We start from the raw sequence: 17,898 nt of genomic DNA, 5'->3' as shown, positions 1-17,898 counted from the left end.
AACACTCGACGCGCCCACTCCGCTCTCGGTGGCCGACCCCCAGCCACCCGACTCGCCGCCTAACTGTCAACAACCTCCCGGGTCAGTACATCTAGCGCACCGACGCGATGAACCGCACGATCTCCGCCGCGAGCTGAGGACCGGCGTCCTCCTGGAGGAAGTGTCCCGCGCCCGCGATCGTCGGGTGCTCCCGCCCTGCGGCACCCGGCAGCTCGCGCAGCAGCGGCAGCATCGGCGCGGTGATCGGATCGCCGTCGCTGAACGCGCAGAGCAGCGGCAGATCGAGGGTGCGCAGCACCTCCCACGCGGCGCGGTTGGCCGGGGTCGCCGGATCGTCCGGCCGGGTGGGGACCAGCGTGGGCATCACGCGGGGCCCGGCCTTGAACGACTCGTCGGGGAACGGGGCGTCGTAGGCGGCGTGCGCGGCCGGGCCCAGCGGCATCCGGCAGCCCGACCGCACGAGCCGGGCGACGTCGAGCACCTCCGCCTTCTCCACGGTGCGCCGGAACCGCCACCACACCTCCGGCATGTCCCGGTCACCGGTCGGCAGCCCGGTGTTGGCGGCGACGCACGCGCGGAACCGCTGCGGATGCTCGGCCACCAGCCGCAGCCCGATCAGCCCGCCCCAGTCCTGCCCGACGAGCGTGACGTCGCGCAGGTCGAGCACGTCGAAGGCCAGCGCGCGCACCCACTCGACGTGCCGAGCGTAGCTGTGGTCGGCCGGCTCGGCCGGCTTGTCGGAGCGGCCGAACCCGACGAGATCGGGCGCGATCGCCCGCAGCCCCGTCCCGGCCAGGACCGGCAGCATCCGCCGGTACAGGTAGGACCACGTGGGCTCGCCGTGCAGCAGGAGCACCGGCGGCCCGTCCGCCGGCCCGGCCTCGACCCACGCCATGCGCAGGCTGCCGCCGTCGGGGTCGGGGACGTCGGCGTAGTGCGGCGGGTGGGGGAAGTCGGCGATGCCGGCGAAGCGCTCGTCGGGGGTGCGGAGGATGCGCATGGCCCGATCCTGGCTCACGACGGACTCGCGCGTCGACGACAGAAGTCGATCAACGCCTCCGCCCTCCTGGTCAGCCGACCCCTCGGGCCGTGTGCGCTGCCCGGCCACTACGCCAGCGCCGACCACATCGGGCGGCGTGAGGGACTGGACCTACTCCCGCGCGGAGAACGCGGTGTCGACGCTCGACCCGTTCGGGCGGGCCTACCCGCTGCTCGCCATCGGGGAGGAAGCAACGCCCGGTCCGCTCGCGGAGGCCGCCGCCGAGGCCGGCGCACCACTGCGGGTGGAGGCGTTCACGTCCGGTGCTGCGGCGGATCGGCTGCGGGAGGCCTACGAGCGCCGGCTGGTGCTCGTCCGACCGGATGGCTACGTGGCCTGGCGAGGGGACGCGGTCGACGCCGGCACGGCCCGCCGCGTCGTCGAGGTCGTGACGGGGCGAGCGAGCCACCGCAGATGATCACGTAGCGCAACCGGGATCGGCCTGCTCCCGTCGCGCCCAGGAGCTGTTCCGGACGGGCCGGGTGGACCTCAGGAGGGACTCTGCCCGGGCCGTCGCGGCGTCCGGCAGATGATCACGAAGCGTGCAAGAACGTGCACGGAACTCGCACGTTAGCATCACCTCTGCACACACCGTCCGGCGTTGAGCACGGCTGGTGACCGCTCGCCTCTTTCACCCTGACCCGAACGGGTGGTGTGGCTCAAACCCTGTGACATCCGAGGGCCCGCCGACGCTGTACTACATGACCAAGGAGGTGATCCGGTGCCGGAGAACTCGACGTCTGACGAGGCGACGCTCGTCGCCGCGGCGGAGAAGCTCACGCAATGCGACGGATACGTCGTTCTCGCGGTCGACCCGCAGACCGGCGAGATCGACGCACACGGGCCCTTCGACGGGCTCACCGCCACGATCAAAGCCGACCAGCTGCGCCGCGACTTCGACCGCGGCGGGCTCGAGGACGTCACCGTCGGAGTGGTCCGGCTGCACAACTCGGCCTGAACCGAGTGATCGGGCGGGATCGACCCCCGCGAGACCGCCCGTACGGCCCTAGACTCGCTCCCCGTGACGAGCACCGTTCCCGCTCCGCGGCCGACCGCCGACGCCTCACCGTCGAGGCGGGGCGGAGCGGTGCAGGTCGGCACCGATGATCGATCCCTGCGGCGGTTCCTCCACGGCCTGCCCGGTGTCGACCAGGTGGGCCTCGAGCGCCGCTCGGCCGTGCTGGCCACGCGCAGTATCAAGGCCGAGAGCAAACGCCGGGCGATCGACCTGGCGATCTCGATGATCGACCTCACCACGCTGGAGGGCGCCGACACCCGCGGCAAGGTGGCGGCGCTCTGCGCGCAGGCCCGCAGGCCCGATCCCGAGTACCCCGACGCGCCGTCGGTCGCGGCGGTCTGCGTGTACCCCGACCTGGCCGGTTTCGCGGCCGAGCGACTGGCCGGCAGCGGCGTCGGGGTCGCCGCCGTGGCCACGGCGTTCCCCTCGGGTCGCTCCTCGCTCGACGTCAAGATCGCCGACACCCGGTTGGCCGTCGAGGCCGGCGCGACCGAGATCGACATGGTGATCGACCGCGGCGCTTTCCTGTCCGGCCGCTACGCCCAGGTGTACGAGGAGATCGTCGCCATCAAGGAGGTCTGCGGGGACGCGCACCTCAAGGTGATCCTCGAGACCGGCGAGCTGGCCGGCTACGACGACGTGCGGCGCGCTTCGTGGCTCGCGCTGCTGGCCGGCGCCGACGTGATCAAGACGTCCACCGGCAAGATCAGCCCGGCGGCCACGCTGCCGGTCGTGCAGGTGATGCTGCAGGCGGTGCGCGACTGGCACCGGCTCACCGGGGAACACCGCGGCGTCAAGGCGGCGGGCGGCATCCGCTCGGCCAAGGACGCGATCCGGCACCTGGTGGCCGTCAACGAGGTCGCCGGGCCGGACTGGCTCACCCCCGATCTGTTCCGGTTCGGGGCGTCAGCCCTGCTGGGCGACCTGCTGCGGCAGCGGCGCACTCAGCTGACCGGCCACTACACCAGCGCCGACCACATCGGGCGGGCGTGATGGACTGGACCTACTCCCCCGCGCCGGAGAACGCGGCGATCGCGAACCTCGAGCCCACCTACCGCCCCTTCATCGACGGCGAGTTCGTCGACGGCGGCGGGGAGCCGCTCAAGACGATCAACCCGGCCACCGAGGAGGTGCTGGCCGAGGTCGGCACGGCGGCGCAGGAGGACGTCGACCGGGCCGTCGCGGCGGCGCGCCGCGCCCACGACGAGGTGTGGGGCCGGATGCCGGGCGCCGAGCGCGCCAAGTACCTCTTCCGCATCGCGCGGATCGTCGCCGAGCGCTCCCGCGAGCTCGCCGTGCTGGAGACCCTCGACAACGGCAAGCCGATCCGCGAGTCCCGCGACGTCGACGTCCCGACCGCGGCGGCGCACCTGTTCCACCACGCCGGCTGGGCCGACAAGCTGGAGTACGCGGGGCTGGGACCGGCACCGAAGCCGGTCGGGGTGGTCGGCGCGGTGATCCCGTGGAACTTCCCACTGCTCATGGCGGCCTGGAAGGTGGGGCCCGCGCTCGCGTGCGGCAACACGATCGTGCTCAAGCCGGCCGAGACCACCCCGCTCACCGCGCTCGTCCTCGCCGAGATCGCCGCGGAGGCCGGGCTGCCGCCGGGCGTGGTGAACGTGCTGCCCGGCGCGGGCGACGTCGGCGCGGCGGTGGTCGGGGCGGCCGTCGACAAGGTGGCGTTCACCGGGTCCACCGAGGTGGGTGTCCAGATCCAGCGGCGGCTGGCCGGCACCGGCCGGCGGCTCACCCTGGAGCTGGGCGGCAAGGCGGCCAACATCGTCTACGCGGACGCGGCGATCGACCAGGCCGTCGACGGCGTCGTGGACGGCATCTTCTTCAACCAGGGCCACGTCTGCTGCGCCGGGTCGCGACTGCTCGTGCAGGAGTCGATCGCCGAGGAGTTCCTCGAACTGCTGCACGCCCGCGTCGAGACGCTGCGGGTGGGCGATCCGCTGGACAAGAACACCGATGTCGGGGCGATCAACTCCCGCGCCCAGCTGGACCGCATCGTGGATCTCGCCGCGGCCGGCGACGAGGAGGGGGCGCGGCGCTGGACCAGCTCCTGCCCGCTGCCCGAGCGCGGCCTGTTCTTCCCGCCCACAGTGTTCGAGGGCGTGGAGCAGACGATGCGGATCGCCCGCGAGGAGATCTTCGGCCCGGTGCTGTCGGTGCTCACCTTCCGCACGCCCGAGGAAGCCGTCGCGAAGGCGAACAACACCCCGTACGGGCTGTCGGCGGGGGTGTGGACGGAGAAGGGCTCGAAGGCGCTCTGGACGGCGCAGCGGCTGCGCGCCGGCGTGGTGTGGGCGAACACGTTCAACCGCTTCGACCCGGCCAGCCCGTTCGGCGGGTACCGGCAGTCCGGGTTCGGCCGGGAAGGCGGGCGCGCGGGGCTGGAGGCGTACCTCGCGGTGTGAGGCGGCCCGGCAACGATCGGCTCCCGTACGTCCGCGCCTCGTCCTCGCCCGCGGCGTTCGACGGCGTGGGCGAGACGGTGCGGATCACCCGCGGGGGATCTCCGGCCGGGGCGCTGCGGTGTGGACGTCGGGCGTCAGGGCGCCGACCCGGGCTGCGACGAGCTGATCCGCGCGGTCGCCTGCGATCGCGAGCCCGAGGTGGTCGACGTAGTCGCGGGACTCGACGATGAGGCCGTCGCGCACCCGGACCACGAACACGTTGTGCGCGACGAAGTCCCGCCCGGTCGCGGTGTTGCGGCCGACGTAGCGGAACTCCCCGATCACCACCTCCGGATCGGCGGTCTCGTGCACGGCGACCTCCTCGGCCCGCATGCGGAGCGGAAGCGCGTCGGCTGCGGCGAAGTGGGCGCGCAGCGCCTCGCGCCCGCGCAGCGGCGGGACCGGTCCGAGCGGATGGATCACGACGGCGTCGGGCGCGTACAGCTCGGGCAACTCGTCAGCGCCGATTCACCACACCGTCGACGAGCCGGTGCAGAACGTCTCGCAGAGCTAGAATCGGAGTCATGACTCCGAATAATCGGAGTCCATACTCCGCTTGTCAACGGGAGGTCGCCGTGCGGGCCGACGCGCGCCGCAACCGGGAGCGGCTGCTCGCCGCCGCCGAGGAGGTCTTCGCCGAGCTGGGCACCGAAGCGTCCACCGAGGAGGTGGCCCGCCGGGCGGGCGTGGGGATCGGCACGGTGTTCCGGCACTTCCCGACGAAGGAGCAGCTGCTCGAAGCGGTGCTCGTGGCCAGGGTCGCGGAACTGGCGGACCGCGCGGAGCAGCTGACCGCGGCCGCCGACCCGGGTCGGGCGTTCTTCGCGCTGCTCGACGCGGTCGTCGCGCAGGCCCGCAGTAGGCAGACGCTCTCCGAGGCGCTCGCCGCCGCGGGCGTCGACGCCACGGCGGCCGCCGCCCCGGCCAAGGCCCGGTTGCGAGCAGCCGCGGAGCAGCTGCTGCGCGCGGCCCAGCAGGCCGGCGCCGTGCGGCCCGACGTCGGCGGTGACGAGCTGATGGCACTGATGGTCGGGATCGCCCGGACCGCGGAGCAGACCGCCCACGACCCGGAGCTGCAGGCCCGGGTCTCGCGACTGCTGGTCGACGGACTGCGCCCGGCGCAGCGCGGATCCGGGTCCGCACCGGCGTCGCCGCGGTAGCCTCGCCCGGGTGAGCACCCCCACCGAGGCCCGTGTGCCGGTCGCCAAGACCTACAAGCTCTACATCGGTGGCGCGTTCCCCCGTTCCGAGTCGGGCCGCAGCTACCCCGTCCGGAGCGCGAAGGGGGCGCTGCTCGCGCACGCGGCCCTCGCCTCCCGCAAGGACGCCCGGGACGCCGTCGCGGCCGCGCTGACCGCCAGGCCGGGCTGGGCGGGCGCCACCGGCTACAACCGCGGGCAGGTGCTCTACCGGGTCGCCGAGATGATGCAGGCCCGCCACGACCAGTTCACCGACGACGTCGTCTCCGCGGAGGGCGTGAGCCGGCGACGGGCCGCGACGCTCGTGGACACCGCGATCGATCGCTGGGTCTGGTACGCGGGCTGGACCGACAAGCTCTCGACCGTGCTCGGGTCGGTGAACGACGTGGCCGGCCCGTTCGTCAACTTCTCCACCACCGAGCCCACCGGGGTGGTGGCCGTGCTGGCGCCGCAGGAGTCGGCGCTCTTGGGGCTGGTGGACGTGCTCGCGCCGGTGCTCGCCGCCGGGTGCACCGCGGTGGTGGTCGCGTCGCGGCAGCGACCGCTGCCAGCGATCGGGCTGGCCGAGGTGCTCGCCACGTCGGACGTGCCGGCGGGAGTGGCGAACCTGCTCACCGGCAGCGCCGCCGAGATCGGGCCGTGGCTCGCCGCGCACGAGGACGTCGCCGCGCTCGACCTGGTCGGCGCCCCGGGAGAGGCCGCGCGGGCGCTGGAGGAGGCCGCCGCCGCGACGGTGAAGCGGGTCCTGCCCCGCCCGCCCGTGGAACCGGATCCGACCGCGCCGCCGTCGCTCGCCCGGCTGCGCACGTACTGCGAGATCAAGACGGTCTGGCACCCGGTCGGCCGCTGACCGGGGCCCACTACGCTGGTCGGCCGTGGCCGACATCGTCCCCATCCAGCTGTCCCTGACCGAGGGCGACTTCATCACGCTGTGGGCCCCTCGGTGGCGCGAGGACGGCGAGGAGTGGGAGGCGTTCCTCGGCGACGAGGACAATCTCTTCGCCTTCCCCGAGGTCACGCAGCTGGCCGCGTTCGTGCGCACGGCCGCCGAGCACGACCTGATCGACCACCCGTCGTGGTCGGTCGTCCCGCAGCTGGGCGTCGAGGAGCTGATCCCGGACGACACGCGCAGCTACGACATCATCGGCGTACCCGAGGTGGTCGCCGAGGACCCCGACACGTGGACGATCGGCGAGCTGGCCGAGATCACCGACATGCTCCGCTCGATCGCGGACGTGTGCGAGCTGGACGCCGTCCACGAGGTGCTGCGCGCCGCCCCCGCGTTCGAGCTGCTGCACCAGGGCACGCTGCCGTTCGCCGGGCGCGAGGGGGGGCGGCTGTGGGCGCAGCTGGTCGACGTCGTGGCGAGCCGGTGGGACGAGGTCGTCGACGCGCTCGACGCGCTGGTGCGCACTCCCGAGGTGGACGCCGCGGCGCTGGCCGCCGCTGAGAAGGAGCTGGCCGCCCAGCAGGTCGAGGTGGCCGCCGACGCCGACCCGGTCACCGCGGCCGACGACACCGTCGTCGACGAGGAGGGCCCGGCGCCCGACGAGGAGCAGGGACCGACGTTCTGGGAGGAGGTCGGCATCGACCCGATCCGCATCATCACCGAGTCGGCCGACTACCTGTCGCTGCGCTGCTACATCGACGACAAGGCGGTGTTCCTCGGCAGCGACGGGAAGATCGACGTCTTCCCCAGCGCCCGCGCGATGATCCGCTGGATCGCCGACGAGGCCGACGACACGCACGCGCTCAACGCGGCGTCGACCTGGCCGGAGATCGTCGAGAAGGCGACGGCGGGCGATCTCGAGGTGATCGTCGAGGAGATGAACACGTACTCGCTGGTCGGGCTGGCGTCCGACATCGCGGCGGGCACCCTCGACATCGACGCCACGCAGCTGGAGCTGGCCTGCGAGCTCTTGACCGACGTCGGCGACTGGGTCGGTGACGACACGGCGCGCGAGGCGCTGCGCGAGTCGGAGCCGCTCGGCTGGCTGGTGTCGTTCCTGGTCAAACCCGACCCCACGCGCCTGGCGCCGAGCCCGCCGTTCACCGCGGAGGCCCGCCGGTTCCGCGAGCTCACCGACGACCTGCTGGCGCGGCTGCGCCCGCACTGATCACTGCTGCGCTGATCACTGCTGCTGATCACTGCTGCGCGAGCAGCCCCGCCTCCCGGGCGAGCAGCCCCAGCTGGGTGCGGTTGCTCGCCCCCACCTTCTCCAGCGCGCTCGACACGTAGCCCTTCACCGTGGCCTCGGTGAGGTGCAGCCGCCGCGCCACCTCGGCGTTCGAGCAGCCCTCGGCGAGCAGCGCCGCGACGTCGCGCTCCCGCCCGGTGAGCGGGGCCAGCCGCGCAGCTGCCCGCCGCCGCGCCGATGCCTGCGCCGCCGAGCGCCCCACCAGCTTCTGCGCCGCGGAGCGCGACAGCACCGTGTGGCCCTGGGCCGCCACCCGCACCAGGCCCACCAGCTCGTCGGGCGGCGTCGACTTCAGCAGGTAGCCCGCCGCCCCGGCGCGCAGGGCGCGGTGGACGTGCTCGTCGCCGTCGAACGTCGTCAGCGCCACCACCGGCGGCGCATCCGGCTCGGCGGTGATCCGCGAGGTCGCGGTGATCCCGTCGACGCCGGGCATCCGCAGGTCCATCAGCACGACGTCGGGCCGGAAGCGCAGCACCGCCTCCACGGCCTCCGCGCCGTCGGCCGCGGAGGCGACCACCTCGATGTCGTCGGCGGCGCCGAGGATCGTCGTCAGGTGGGCGCAGACCATCGGCTCGTCGTCGACGACCAGCACCTTGACCGGGCTCATGCCGGCACCACCGGCAACCGCGCCTGCACCCGGAACCCGCCGTCGGACCGCGGTCCGGCCTGCAACCGGCCGCCCAGCAGCTCGACCCGCTCACGCAGGCCGTGCAGGCCGCGACCGGAGCCGGACGCGGCCAGCGCGGGATCGACCGGCGCGGTGGGCGGGCTGTTCTCCACCAGCACCGTCACCACGTCCTGGGTGTAGCGGACGTCCACGCAGACCTCTCCTCCCGGGGCGTGCTTGTGCACGTTCGTCAGCGCCTCCTGGACGACGCGGTGCGCGGTGCGGGCGACCGAGACGGGCACGTGCGCGTCGTCGCCGCTGCGGTGCAGCCGGACCGGGACCCCGGCCGCCACCGACGCCTCCACCAGCTCGGCCAGGTCTGCGGCGGGCGCGGCCGGCCCGACCGCGGGCGAGGCACCCTCGCGCTGCCCGCCGAACACGCCGACGATCTCGCGCAGCTCGTCGAGGGCCTGCCGGCCGGCCTCGCGGATCGCGGCGGCGGCGGTGCGGGTAGCCGGATCGGTCGCGGTGACCTCCAGGGCACCGGCCTGCAGCACCATCAGGCTCACCCGGTGCGTGACGACGTCGTGCATCTCGGCGGCGAGCCGGGCCCGCTCCTGAGCCCGACCCTCCTCCTCTGCGCGTTCGGCCCTCTCCCGCAGGTTCGCCAGCAGCTCGGCGCGCGCGGTGAAGTAGCGGGCGAGCAACGCCGGACCGAACGTGGTGAGCAGGCCGAGCGGCACGGTCTCCCACGTCGGCTGCCACGGCCGGGTCGCCAGCAGCGCCAGCAGCGCCGTGAGCACCCAGGTCGCGCGCCGCCGCGGGAACCGCGCCCAGAGCGTGTAGACGGCTGCGGCCGAGGTGCCGATGATCATCGGGTCGCCGGTGAGCGCGGGCGCGGGCACGAGCAGCCCGGGCGCGACGAGCTGGCTCAGCTGGACCGCAGCCGTGCCGGCGGCCATCACCCCCGCCACGGCGAACGGGAACCGCCCGACGAGCAGCAGTGAGCAGTGCAGCACGAGCCGCACGACCAGCCCAGCGGCCGGGCCCCACGCGCCCGTCGTGCGGGAGCCCAGGACGTAACCCAGCACGTCCACAACCACGAAGAAGCCGACGAACGCCACCACGAGGGCCCATCCCGCGATGTGTCGCCAGCGCTGCACGGGTCGAACCGTACTGCCGGTCGGCGCAGGCCGGACACGCTCGACGGTGGGGAGGGCCACCTACTTTCGGCGGAGGGCTCGGTGCGGCCGTGGGGCAGCGCGAGCCCGCGCTCGGCGACGGAGGAGATGGGCGCGATCAGCGCTGCGGCTCTCCTGCGACGATCACCCGGGGCGCCTCACGCCTGCAGCGCCGCGTACCCCGGCTTGATCACGTCGTTGATCAGCGCCAGCCGCTCGTCGAACCCGATGAACGCCGACTTCATCGCGTTCACCGTGAACCACGCGAGATCCGACCAGCCGTACCCGAACGTCTCGGCGAGGGTGGCGAACTCGCTGGTCATCGAGACCCCGGACATGAGCCGGTTGTCGGTGTTGACCGTGACCCGGAACCGCAGCTCGGCCAGCAGGCCGATGGGGTGCTCGGCGATCGACTTCGCCGCCCCGGTGTCGACGTTGGACGTCGGGCACATCTCCAGCGGGATGCGCGTGTCGCGGACGTAGGCGGCGAGCCGGCCCAGCCGCGCGTTGCCGTCGTCGTCGACGGTGATGTCGTCGACGATGCGCACGCCGTGGCCGAGCCGGTCGGCGCCGCACCACTGCAGCGCCTCCCAGATCGACGGCAGGCCGAACGCCTCGCCCGCGTGGATCGTGAAGTGCGCGTTCTGCTGGCGCATGTACTCGAACGCGTCGAGGTGGCGGGTGGGCGGGAACCCGGCCTCCGCGCCGGCGATGTCGAACCCGACGACGCCGACGTCGCGGTAGCGCACGGCGAGCTGGGCGATCTCCAGTGAGCGGGCGGCGTGCCGCATGGCCGTCAGCAGGCAGCCGATGCGGATGCGCCGACCGCGCTCCCGGGCTCGCGCGCTGCCCTGCCGGAAGCCCTCCAGCACCGCCTCGACGACCTCGTCGAGCGCGAGGCCCTGCTCGGTGTGCAGCTCGGGGGCGAACCGCACCTCGGCGTAGACGACGCCGTCGTCGGCGAGGTCCTCGGCGCACTCGGCAGCTACCCGGACCAGCGCGTCCGTGTGCTGCATCACACCGACCGTGTGACCGAACGTCTCGAGGTAGCGCTCCAGCGATCCCGAACGTGCGGCGGCGCGGAACCAGGCACCCAGCTCGATAGCGTCATGCGTCGGTAGCGCTGTGTAACCGTACTGGTCCGCGAGTTCGATCACGGTCGCGGGCCGGAGGCCGCCATCCAGGTGATCGTGGAGGAGTACCTTCGGCGCATCACGGATCGCGTCCGTGGTCAGCGGAACAGCCATGGATCGCCACGGTAGGACATCACGCGCGCGCACGGCGGACAGGCCGATCGGGCGTGCTCCGATCGGAGTAATCATCACCTGAACAGGGGTGGGTGCAAACGCTCTGCGGTGCTCGATACGCTCTGTGTCGCACGACTGGTGCAACCCCCGGCTCAGAGGAAGCTCCCCCGCCCATGAGCAACGACTCGGTCTCCTTCGATCGCATGCGCGGCATGCTGCTGCGCGCCGCCGAGATCCGCGACAGCGAACAGCAGCAGATCTTCGACTCGCTCGACGAGATCCATGCTCGCCTCGCGGCACTGGACGCCCTCGGCACGATGCGGAAGCGGCTGTCCGAGCTGCCGGACCGCACCGAGGTCAGCGTCCTCGCCGAGCGCCTGGACGAGACCGTCGCGAAACTCGACGCCCAGGAGCAGGCGATCGCCGCGATCGCGCGCGCGATCGAAGCGCTGCCAGACAAGCTGGCGAAGTCGTTCGCCCAGCTCGACGGCCGACTCGACGGTATGACCGGCCGGATGGAGGGCATCTCCGGCCGCATGGACGGGCTCGACGACCGGCTCGGCGGACTGCACAAGCGCCTCGACGACCTCGACAACCGGCTCGACCGGCACGAGATGCGCCTCGACGCGATGCCCACGTCGGTCGGCACGCCCATCAAGGAACGCCTCGAGCAGACCGAGCGCCAGGTGCGCGAGCAGCTGGCCGCCACGGTCGCCTCCGTCGACGAGACCGGCGAGGGCCTGCGCAACCTGCTCGGCGACACCTCGGTGGGGCTGCACCGTCGCCTGGAGGACCTGGCTGCCCGGCCCGCCGTCGACCCGACGGCCTCGCTGGACGCGATCACCGCGAAGATCGAGTCGTTGGCCGACCGGCTCGACGACCTGGAGAAGGAGCTCGACAGCCGGCTCGGCGGCATCGATTCCTCGCTCAGCGCCCGCCCCGACACCGCCGCGGTGAACGCGCTGGTCACGCGGGCCAACCAGGAGAGCGAACGGCGCACCGCCACCCAGCTCGACGAGGCCATGGCCACGTTCGCGGAGCTGATCCTGGGCCGCGGCACCTCGGTGCAGCAGCCCCCGCCGCCGCCCCGTCCGGCTGCGCGGCGATCGCGCAAGGTCACGGTGAAGAGCGCCAACGGCGCCAGCGCCGCCGACACGATCACCGACGACCCGGACGTCTGATCCACCGCGGTGCGAGGGCCGGAACCCCGATCGGGGTTCCGGCCCTCGGTCGTTCCGGCCTCGGTCGTTCTGGGCTCGGTCGTTCTGGGCTCGGTCGTTCTGGGCTCGGTCGTTCTGGGCTCGGTCGTTCTGGGCTCGGCGTTTCAGCTCGATCGTCCAGGGCTCGTCGGCCAGGGGCTCGGTCGTCCTGGCTCAGCGCAGCGTGTCGAGCACCAGCCGCCGCGGCCCGGGCGGCGCGTCGGCCACGATCCCGCCGAGCAGCTCGCGCGCCCCGGCGACGGCGTCGGGGGTGTCGGTGTGCAGCTGCAGCAGCGGCTCCCCCGCCGCCACCGCCGCGCCGTGGTCGACCAGCAGCCGCACCCCGGCCCCGGCCTGCACGGCGTCCTCCTTGCGGGCCCGGCCCGCCCCCAGCCGCCACGCCGCGGTCCCGATGGCGAGCGCGTCGAAGCTCGCGTAGCCGGACCGGTCGGCGACCACCTCCTCGACGTGCGCGGCCACCGGCAGGGGTGCGTCCGGGTCACCGCCCTGCGCCGCGATCATCCGCTCCCACACCGCGTACGCCTCCCCTTTCGCGAGCACCGCGGCCGGGTCGGCGTCGATCCGCGCGAGCGCCAGCATCTCCCGCGCCAGCGCCACCGTCAGCTCCACGACGTCCGCCGGGCCGCCGCCGCGCAGCACCTCCACCGACTCCGCGACCTCCAGCGCGTTGCCGACCGCCCGGCCCAGCGGCACCGACATGTCCGTCAGCAGCGCTGTCGTGGCCAGCCCGTGCGCCCGGCCCAGCTCGACCATCGTGGTGGCCAGCTCGCGGGCCGACTCGGGCGTCTTCATGAACGCCCCGGAACCGACCTTCACGTCCAGCACCAGCCCGTCGGCGCCCTCGGCGATCTTCTTGCTCATGATCGAGCTGGCGATCAGCGGGATCGACTCCACGGTGCCGGTGACGTCGCGCAGCGCGTACAGCTTGCGGTCCGCCGGCGCCAAGGTCGGCGTGGTCGCGCAGATCACCGCGCCCACGTCGGCCAGCTGCGCGGCGATCTCCTCCAGCGACAGCGCCGCCCGCCAGCCCGGGATCGCCTCCAGCTTGTCCAGCGTGCCGCCGGTGTGCCCCAATCCGCGCCCGGACAGCTGCGGCACCGCCGCCCCGCACGCGGCCACCAACGGCGCCAGCGGCAGCGTGATCTTGTCGCCCACGCCGCCGGTGGAGTGCTTGTCGACGAGCGGCCGGCCGATGTCGCCGAACACCAGCACCTCACCGGAGTCGATCATCGCCTGCGTCCAGCGCGCGATCTCGCCCGTGTCCATCCCGTTGAGCAGGATGGCCATCGCCAGCGCCGCCATCTGCTCGTCGGCCACGTCACCCCGGGTGTACGCGGCCACCACCCAGTCGATCTGCTCGTCGGTCAGCCGCGCGCCGTCGCGCTTGGCCATGATCACGTCACGGGCGCTGATCGTCACGGGTCGACGGTAGTGCGAGCGAGCTCAGCCGGGGAGGTCCTGGGGGCCGAACGCCTCCGGCAGCACCGCCGCCATCGGGATCGGGCCGCGCGGGGAGTCGACCAGGCACTCCGGCCCGCCGAACTCGTAGATCACCTGCCGGCACCGCCCGCACGGCATCAGCAGCTCCCCCGTCCCCGACCGGCACGCGACGGCCACCAGCCGGCCCCCACCGGTCAGCCGCAGCTGCCCGGCCATCGTGACCTCGGCGCACACCCCGAGCCCGTACGAGGCGTTCTCGACGTTGCAGCCGCGCACGACGCGGCCGTCGTCGCAGAGCGCGGCGGCGCCCACGTGCAGGCGCGAGTACGGGGCGTACGCCGAGCCTGCGGCCTCCACGGCCGCTGCGCGCAGGGCCGCCCAGTCGACGTCAGTCACCTTCACCTCTGCGGTACTCCAGGCCGTCCGCCGCGGGTGGTCGTAGCCGCTGCGAGGCCACCGCGAGCACCAGCAGCGTGACGATCTGCGGGGCGAACGCGGCGAACTGGCTGGGGATCGTGTCCACGAAGAAGTAGACGAGGTAGACGACGAGCCCTGCGACCAGCGCCCAGACGGCGGCGAGCCAGTAGCGCTGCGCGAACCACAGCACCGCGACGAGCACGGCGAGGATCGTGCCGGCGTAGAGCAGGGCGTGCACGGCGTCGCCACCGGCGCGCAGCTGCAGCGCGTCGACGTAGCCGAACAGCGCCGAACCGGCCAGCAGCCCGCCCGGCCGCCAGTTACCGAAGATCATCGCGGCGAGGCCGATGTACCCGCGGCCGCCGGTCTGCCCCTCCAGGTAACCGAGCTGGCCCGGGTTCAGCACGAGCGCGGCGCCGCCGAGCCCGGCCAGCCCGCCGGAGACGATCACCGCGATGTACTTGTACATGTACACCGAGACGCCCAGCGACTCTGCGGCCACCGGGTTCTCCCCGCAGGAGCGCAGGCGCAGGCCGAACGCGGTGCGCCACAGCAGCAGGTACGTCACCGGCACGGCGAGCGCGCCCAGCAGCACCGTCGGGGTGAGCCCGGTGAGCAGACCCTGCAGGATCCCGGCCACGTCGGTGACGAACACGAGGTTGGCCCGCACCAGCGCGTCGAGCACATCGGTGAGCGGGGTGATCGAGAACGAATCGAAGCCCCGCAGCGGCGGCGACTGCCGCGGGTTCGCCGAGACCGGCAGGAACAGCAGCGTCGACAGGTACTTGGTGACCCCGGCGCCGAGCAGCGTGATCGCCACACCGGAGACGATGTGGTTGACGCCGAACGTCACCGTCGCGACGGCATGCAGGAGCCCGCCCAGCGCCCCGAACACCGCACCCGCGGCGAGCGCGGCCCACGGGCCCCACTGGTAGCCGGCCCACGCCGCGCCCCAGGTGCCGAGGATCATCATGCCCTCGAGGCCCAGGTTGATCACGCCGGCGCGTTCGGCCCAGAGGCCGCCGAGACCGGCGAACAGGATCGGCAGCAGCAGCTGCACCGCCGCCTGCGCGGTGCCGGCCGAGGTGAGCTGCAGCTGCCCGGTGAGCGTCGCGGTGATCGACAGGACGACCAACCCGACGAGCACGACGAGCATCGACGTCGCCCACCCCGGGAGCCTGCGGGCACGGGCGGCCGGGACGGGCCGGGAGGTGGCCGGGGCGGTCACGTCGCCGCTCCTTCCGCGACCGGCTGCTGCTGAGCGCGCAGCTCGGCAGCCACCCGTCGCTGCTCGGCGGCCATCGCGTAGCGGCGCACGATCTCGTAGGCCACGACGACCGACAGCACGATCACGCCCTGCATGATCAGCACGATCTCCCGGGGCACGCCGATGTTGTCCAGCGCGAGCGCCGACTTGTCCAGGAACGCCCACAGCAGCGCGCCGACCGCGATGCCGGCCGGGTGGTTGCGGCCCAGCAGCGCGATCGCGATGCCGGTGAACCCGTAGCCCTGCGGGGCGACGAGCGTGTAGGCGTGCTCGCGGCCGAGCACCTCGGGCAGCCCGATCAACCCGGCCACCGCACCCGACATCAGCATCGCGATCAGCACCATGCGCCGGGCCTCGACACCGCCCGCTGTCGCGGCCGTGGGCGACTCGCCGGAGGCGGTGAGCTCGAACCCGAACCGGGTGCGACCCAGCAGGAACCAGTAGCCGACGCCGAGCAGCGCGGCCACGAAGACCATGCCGAAGATCGTCCCGGAGGGGCCGAGGTCGATCCCCGGGAAGTGACCGGTCGGGGCGATCGGCGGCGTGGAGATGTTGTTGCCCTGCACGAAGCCGAACGCGGCGGGGCTGATCAGCCACGCGATCACGCCGGTGGCGACGGCGTTCAGCATGATCGTCGAGATGACCTCGCTGACGCCGCGGTAGGCGCGCAGCAGCGCGGGCACGAGCGCCCACAGCATCCCGACCAGCATCCCGGTCAGCAGGATGACGATCACGTGCAGCACCGGTGGCAGCGGCAGCAGGCCGCCGACGATCGCCGCGACGCAGGCGGCGATGCGGAACTGCCCCTCCACCCCGATGTTGAACAGCTTCATCTTGAAGCCGACGGCCACCGCGAGCCCGGCGATGTAGTACACGGCGCCCGTGTTGATCACGTCGACCGCGGTCGTGCCGGCGCCGAGCTGGGTCACCATCACGGCGAGCGCAGCACCCGGGTTGTCCCCGCTGATCAGCAGCGCGATCGAGCAGAGCAGCGCGGCGAACAAGACAGCGAGCAGCGGCGGCAGCAGCGTCGTCTGCAGGCGGCTCATGCGGCCCCCTCCTCGGGCCCGTCGGCCCCGGTCATCGCCGCACCGAGCTGCTCGGGGGTCACCGTGGCCGGATCGGCGTCGGCGACCAACCTGCCCCGCAGCATGACCTTGATCGTGTCGGAGAGCCCGATCAGCTCGTCGAGGTCGGCGGAGATCAGCAGCACCGCGAGGCCGCGGTGGCGGGCGGCGCGCAGCTCGTCCCAGATGCCGGCCTGCGCACCGACGTCGACCCCGCGGGTGGGGTGCGCGGCGATCAGCAGCACGGGATCACCGGACAGCTCCCGACCGATCACGAGCTTCTGCTGGTTGCCGCCCGAGAGCGCCGCCGCCGGCACGTCGACACCGGGGGTGCGCACATCGAACTCCTCGACGATGCGCTGGGTGTCCTTGCGCGCTGCGGCCCGGTTGATCAGCCCGATCAGCCTGCGGCGGGCCACCGGCGGGCGGGTCTGGTGGCCGAGCACCCGGTTCGCCCACAGCGGCTGGGAAGCGAGCAGGGCGTGGCGGGAGCGGTCCTCGGGGATGTAGCCGATGCCCGCCTCGCGGCGCTCCAGCGTGGTGGCCTTCGTGATGTCGCGGGCCCGGTCGCCGTGGCCGAGCACGATCCGGCCCGCGGTCGCCCTGCGGATGCCCATGATCGTCTCGACGAGCTCGGTCTGGCCGTTGCCCTCGACCCCGGCGATGCCGAGGACCTCGCCGGCGTGCACGACCAGGTCGATGCCGTCGAGCAGCGGTGCGCCCTCGCCGGCCAGCTGCAGGCCCTCGATCCGCAGCACCTCGCGGTCGGTGACGGTGGACTCGCGCGTCTGCGGGCTCGGCAGCTCGCTGCCGACCATCATCTCGGCGAGCTTGCGCGTGGTGACCTCGCGCGGATCGGCGGTGCCGACGTAGGTGCCGCGGCGGATCACGGTGATCGAGTCGGCGATCGCGCGGACCTCGTCCAACTTGTGCGAGATGAACAGGAACGTGTAGCCCTCCGCCTGCATCCCGCGGATCGTCTCGAAGAGGTCCTCCACCTCCTGCGGCACGAGCACGGCCGTCGGCTCGTCGAGGATCACGATCCGGGCGCCGCGGTAGAGCACCTTGATGATCTCGCAGCGCTGCCGGTCGGCCACCCCGAGGTGCTCGACGAGCGTGTCGGGATCGTCGTCGAGCCCGACGGTGGCGGCCAGCCGGGCGATCTCGGCCTTCGCCTTCGCCCCGATGCCGAGCCTGCGCTCCGCACCGAGCAGCACGTTCTCCGCGATCGTGAGGTTGTCAGCGAGCATGAAGTGCTGGTGCACCATCCCGATGCCGACGCGGATCGCGTCCGCCGGCGAGCGGAAGACCACCGGCTCCCCGTTGACCGCGATCGTGCCCTCGTCCGGCCGCAGCTGGCCGTAGAGGATCTTCATGAGGGTCGACTTGCCGGCGCCGTTCTCGCCGCACAGCGCGTGCACCTCACCCTGGCGGACCCGCAGGCTGATGTCGCGGTTGGCGACGACCCCCGGGAACCGCTTCGTGATGCCGGCCAGCTCCACCGCGTACGGCGCGTCCGGCTCGGCGGTGTCGGTCACC

Annotated in this window: 18 protein-coding genes; 8 read left to right on the top strand and 10 right to left on the bottom strand. The window is 73.1% G+C overall.

Annotation, left to right across the window (positions count from 1 at the left end):
* Positions 1-91 precede the first annotated feature (91 nt).
* Positions 92-1,000 (bottom strand): haloalkane dehalogenase, encoded by a 909-nt coding sequence (locus tag BUE41_RS27405; protein WP_073460230.1) that lies wholly within the window; start codon positions 998-1,000, stop codon positions 92-94.
* Between the two features lie 136 nt (positions 1,001-1,136).
* On the opposite strand from BUE41_RS27405, the gene BUE41_RS27400 reads away from it, so the two are divergent.
* From BUE41_RS27400 to BUE41_RS27385, 4 genes are all read left to right on the top strand, one after another.
* Complete coding sequence (locus BUE41_RS27400) at positions 1,137-1,457, top strand: aromatic-ring hydroxylase C-terminal domain-containing protein (protein WP_073460229.1); 321 nt, start codon at positions 1,137-1,139, stop codon at positions 1,455-1,457.
* A gap of 303 nt (positions 1,458-1,760) precedes the next feature.
* The gene (locus tag BUE41_RS27395; RefSeq protein WP_073460228.1) at positions 1,761-1,997 is read left to right on the top strand and encodes a hypothetical protein; all 237 of its coding nucleotides are present in this window, start codon (positions 1,761-1,763) and stop codon (positions 1,995-1,997) included.
* A 129-nt stretch (positions 1,998-2,126) separates the two neighbouring features.
* A complete protein-coding gene (deoC, locus tag BUE41_RS27390; RefSeq protein WP_143172395.1) occupies positions 2,127-3,050 on the top strand; it encodes a deoxyribose-phosphate aldolase in 924 nt (307 codons plus the stop codon).
* Positions 3,050-4,477: an aldehyde dehydrogenase family protein gene (locus BUE41_RS27385; RefSeq protein ID WP_073460226.1), complete on the top strand. Its 1,428-nt coding sequence runs from the start codon at positions 3,050-3,052 to the stop codon at positions 4,475-4,477. The genes deoC and BUE41_RS27385 overlap by 1 nt, the downstream gene beginning before the upstream one ends.
* An 84-nt stretch (positions 4,478-4,561) precedes the next feature.
* On the opposite strand, the gene BUE41_RS27380 is transcribed toward BUE41_RS27385, so the two are convergent.
* On the bottom strand, positions 4,562-4,969 hold the full coding sequence (locus tag BUE41_RS27380) for a nuclear transport factor 2 family protein (protein WP_159444976.1): 408 nt from the start codon (positions 4,967-4,969) through the stop codon (positions 4,562-4,564).
* 122 nt (positions 4,970-5,091) lie between these two features.
* On the opposite strand from BUE41_RS27380, the gene BUE41_RS27375 reads away from it, so the two are divergent.
* Genes BUE41_RS27375 through BUE41_RS27365 form a run of 3 tightly spaced genes read left to right on the top strand, consistent with a single transcriptional unit; the run spans position 5,092 to position 7,832 of the window.
* Positions 5,092-5,676, top strand: coding sequence for a TetR/AcrR family transcriptional regulator (locus tag BUE41_RS27375; RefSeq protein WP_327194789.1), 585 nt, complete (start codon positions 5,092-5,094; stop codon positions 5,674-5,676).
* Positions 5,677-5,686: 10 nt separating this feature from the next.
* Positions 5,687-6,565 (top strand): aldehyde dehydrogenase family protein, encoded by an 879-nt coding sequence (locus BUE41_RS27370; RefSeq protein ID WP_073460223.1) that lies wholly within the window; start codon positions 5,687-5,689, stop codon positions 6,563-6,565.
* A gap of 25 nt (positions 6,566-6,590) precedes the next feature.
* The gene (locus tag BUE41_RS27365; RefSeq protein WP_073460222.1) at positions 6,591-7,832 is read left to right on the top strand and encodes a primosomal protein; all 1,242 of its coding nucleotides are present in this window, start codon (positions 6,591-6,593) and stop codon (positions 7,830-7,832) included.
* Positions 7,833-7,860: 28 nt separating this feature from the next.
* Here the strand turns inward: BUE41_RS27365 and BUE41_RS27360 are convergent, their stop codons facing one another.
* From BUE41_RS27360 to BUE41_RS27350, 3 genes are all read right to left on the bottom strand, one after another.
* The gene (locus tag BUE41_RS27360; RefSeq protein ID WP_073460221.1) at positions 7,861-8,520 is read right to left on the bottom strand and encodes a response regulator transcription factor; all 660 of its coding nucleotides are present in this window, start codon (positions 8,518-8,520) and stop codon (positions 7,861-7,863) included.
* Positions 8,517-9,683, bottom strand: a complete 1,167-nt coding sequence (locus BUE41_RS27355; protein WP_073460220.1) for a sensor histidine kinase — start codon at positions 9,681-9,683, stop codon at positions 8,517-8,519. Before BUE41_RS27355 ends, BUE41_RS27360 begins: the two co-directional genes overlap by 4 nt.
* Positions 9,684-9,859: 176 nt before the next feature.
* Positions 9,860-10,948, bottom strand: a complete 1,089-nt coding sequence (locus tag BUE41_RS27350) for an adenosine deaminase (RefSeq protein WP_073460219.1) — start codon at positions 10,946-10,948, stop codon at positions 9,860-9,862.
* 173 nt (positions 10,949-11,121) lie between these two features.
* Here BUE41_RS27350 and BUE41_RS27345 point away from each other — a divergent pair, with 173 nt between their 5' ends.
* The gene (locus BUE41_RS27345) at positions 11,122-12,129 is read left to right on the top strand and encodes a PA containing protein (RefSeq protein ID WP_073460218.1); all 1,008 of its coding nucleotides are present in this window, start codon (positions 11,122-11,124) and stop codon (positions 12,127-12,129) included.
* Between the two features lie 192 nt (positions 12,130-12,321).
* Here the strand turns inward: BUE41_RS27345 and BUE41_RS27340 are convergent, their stop codons facing one another.
* The 5 genes from BUE41_RS27340 to BUE41_RS27320 are packed head-to-tail and all read right to left on the bottom strand — an operon-like array spanning position 12,322 to position 17,897.
* Positions 12,322-13,587, bottom strand: a complete 1,266-nt coding sequence (locus BUE41_RS27340; protein ID WP_073460217.1) for a thymidine phosphorylase — start codon at positions 13,585-13,587, stop codon at positions 12,322-12,324.
* 24 nt (positions 13,588-13,611) lie between these two features.
* The gene (locus BUE41_RS27335) at positions 13,612-14,004 is read right to left on the bottom strand and encodes a cytidine deaminase (RefSeq protein WP_073460243.1); all 393 of its coding nucleotides are present in this window, start codon (positions 14,002-14,004) and stop codon (positions 13,612-13,614) included.
* Positions 13,997-15,253, bottom strand: coding sequence for an ABC transporter permease (locus tag BUE41_RS27330; RefSeq protein ID WP_073460216.1), 1,257 nt, complete (start codon positions 15,251-15,253; stop codon positions 13,997-13,999). Before BUE41_RS27330 ends, BUE41_RS27335 begins: the two co-directional genes overlap by 8 nt.
* The gene (locus BUE41_RS27325) at positions 15,250-16,341 is read right to left on the bottom strand and encodes an ABC transporter permease (protein WP_073460215.1); all 1,092 of its coding nucleotides are present in this window, start codon (positions 16,339-16,341) and stop codon (positions 15,250-15,252) included. Before BUE41_RS27325 ends, BUE41_RS27330 begins: the two co-directional genes overlap by 4 nt.
* On the bottom strand, positions 16,338-17,897 hold the full coding sequence (locus BUE41_RS27320) for an ABC transporter ATP-binding protein (RefSeq protein WP_073460214.1): 1,560 nt from the start codon (positions 17,895-17,897) through the stop codon (positions 16,338-16,340). The genes BUE41_RS27325 and BUE41_RS27320 overlap by 4 nt, the downstream gene beginning before the upstream one ends.
* Between the last annotated feature and the right edge of the window lies 1 nt (position 17,898).

The sequence above is a fragment of the Pseudonocardia thermophila genome (assembly GCF_900142365.1).
GTDB lineage: Bacteria > Actinomycetota > Actinomycetes > Mycobacteriales > Pseudonocardiaceae > Pseudonocardia > Pseudonocardia thermophila.
The sequence above is the reverse complement of the archived record's forward strand: the minus strand, read 5'-3'. Positions and strand labels throughout refer to the sequence as shown.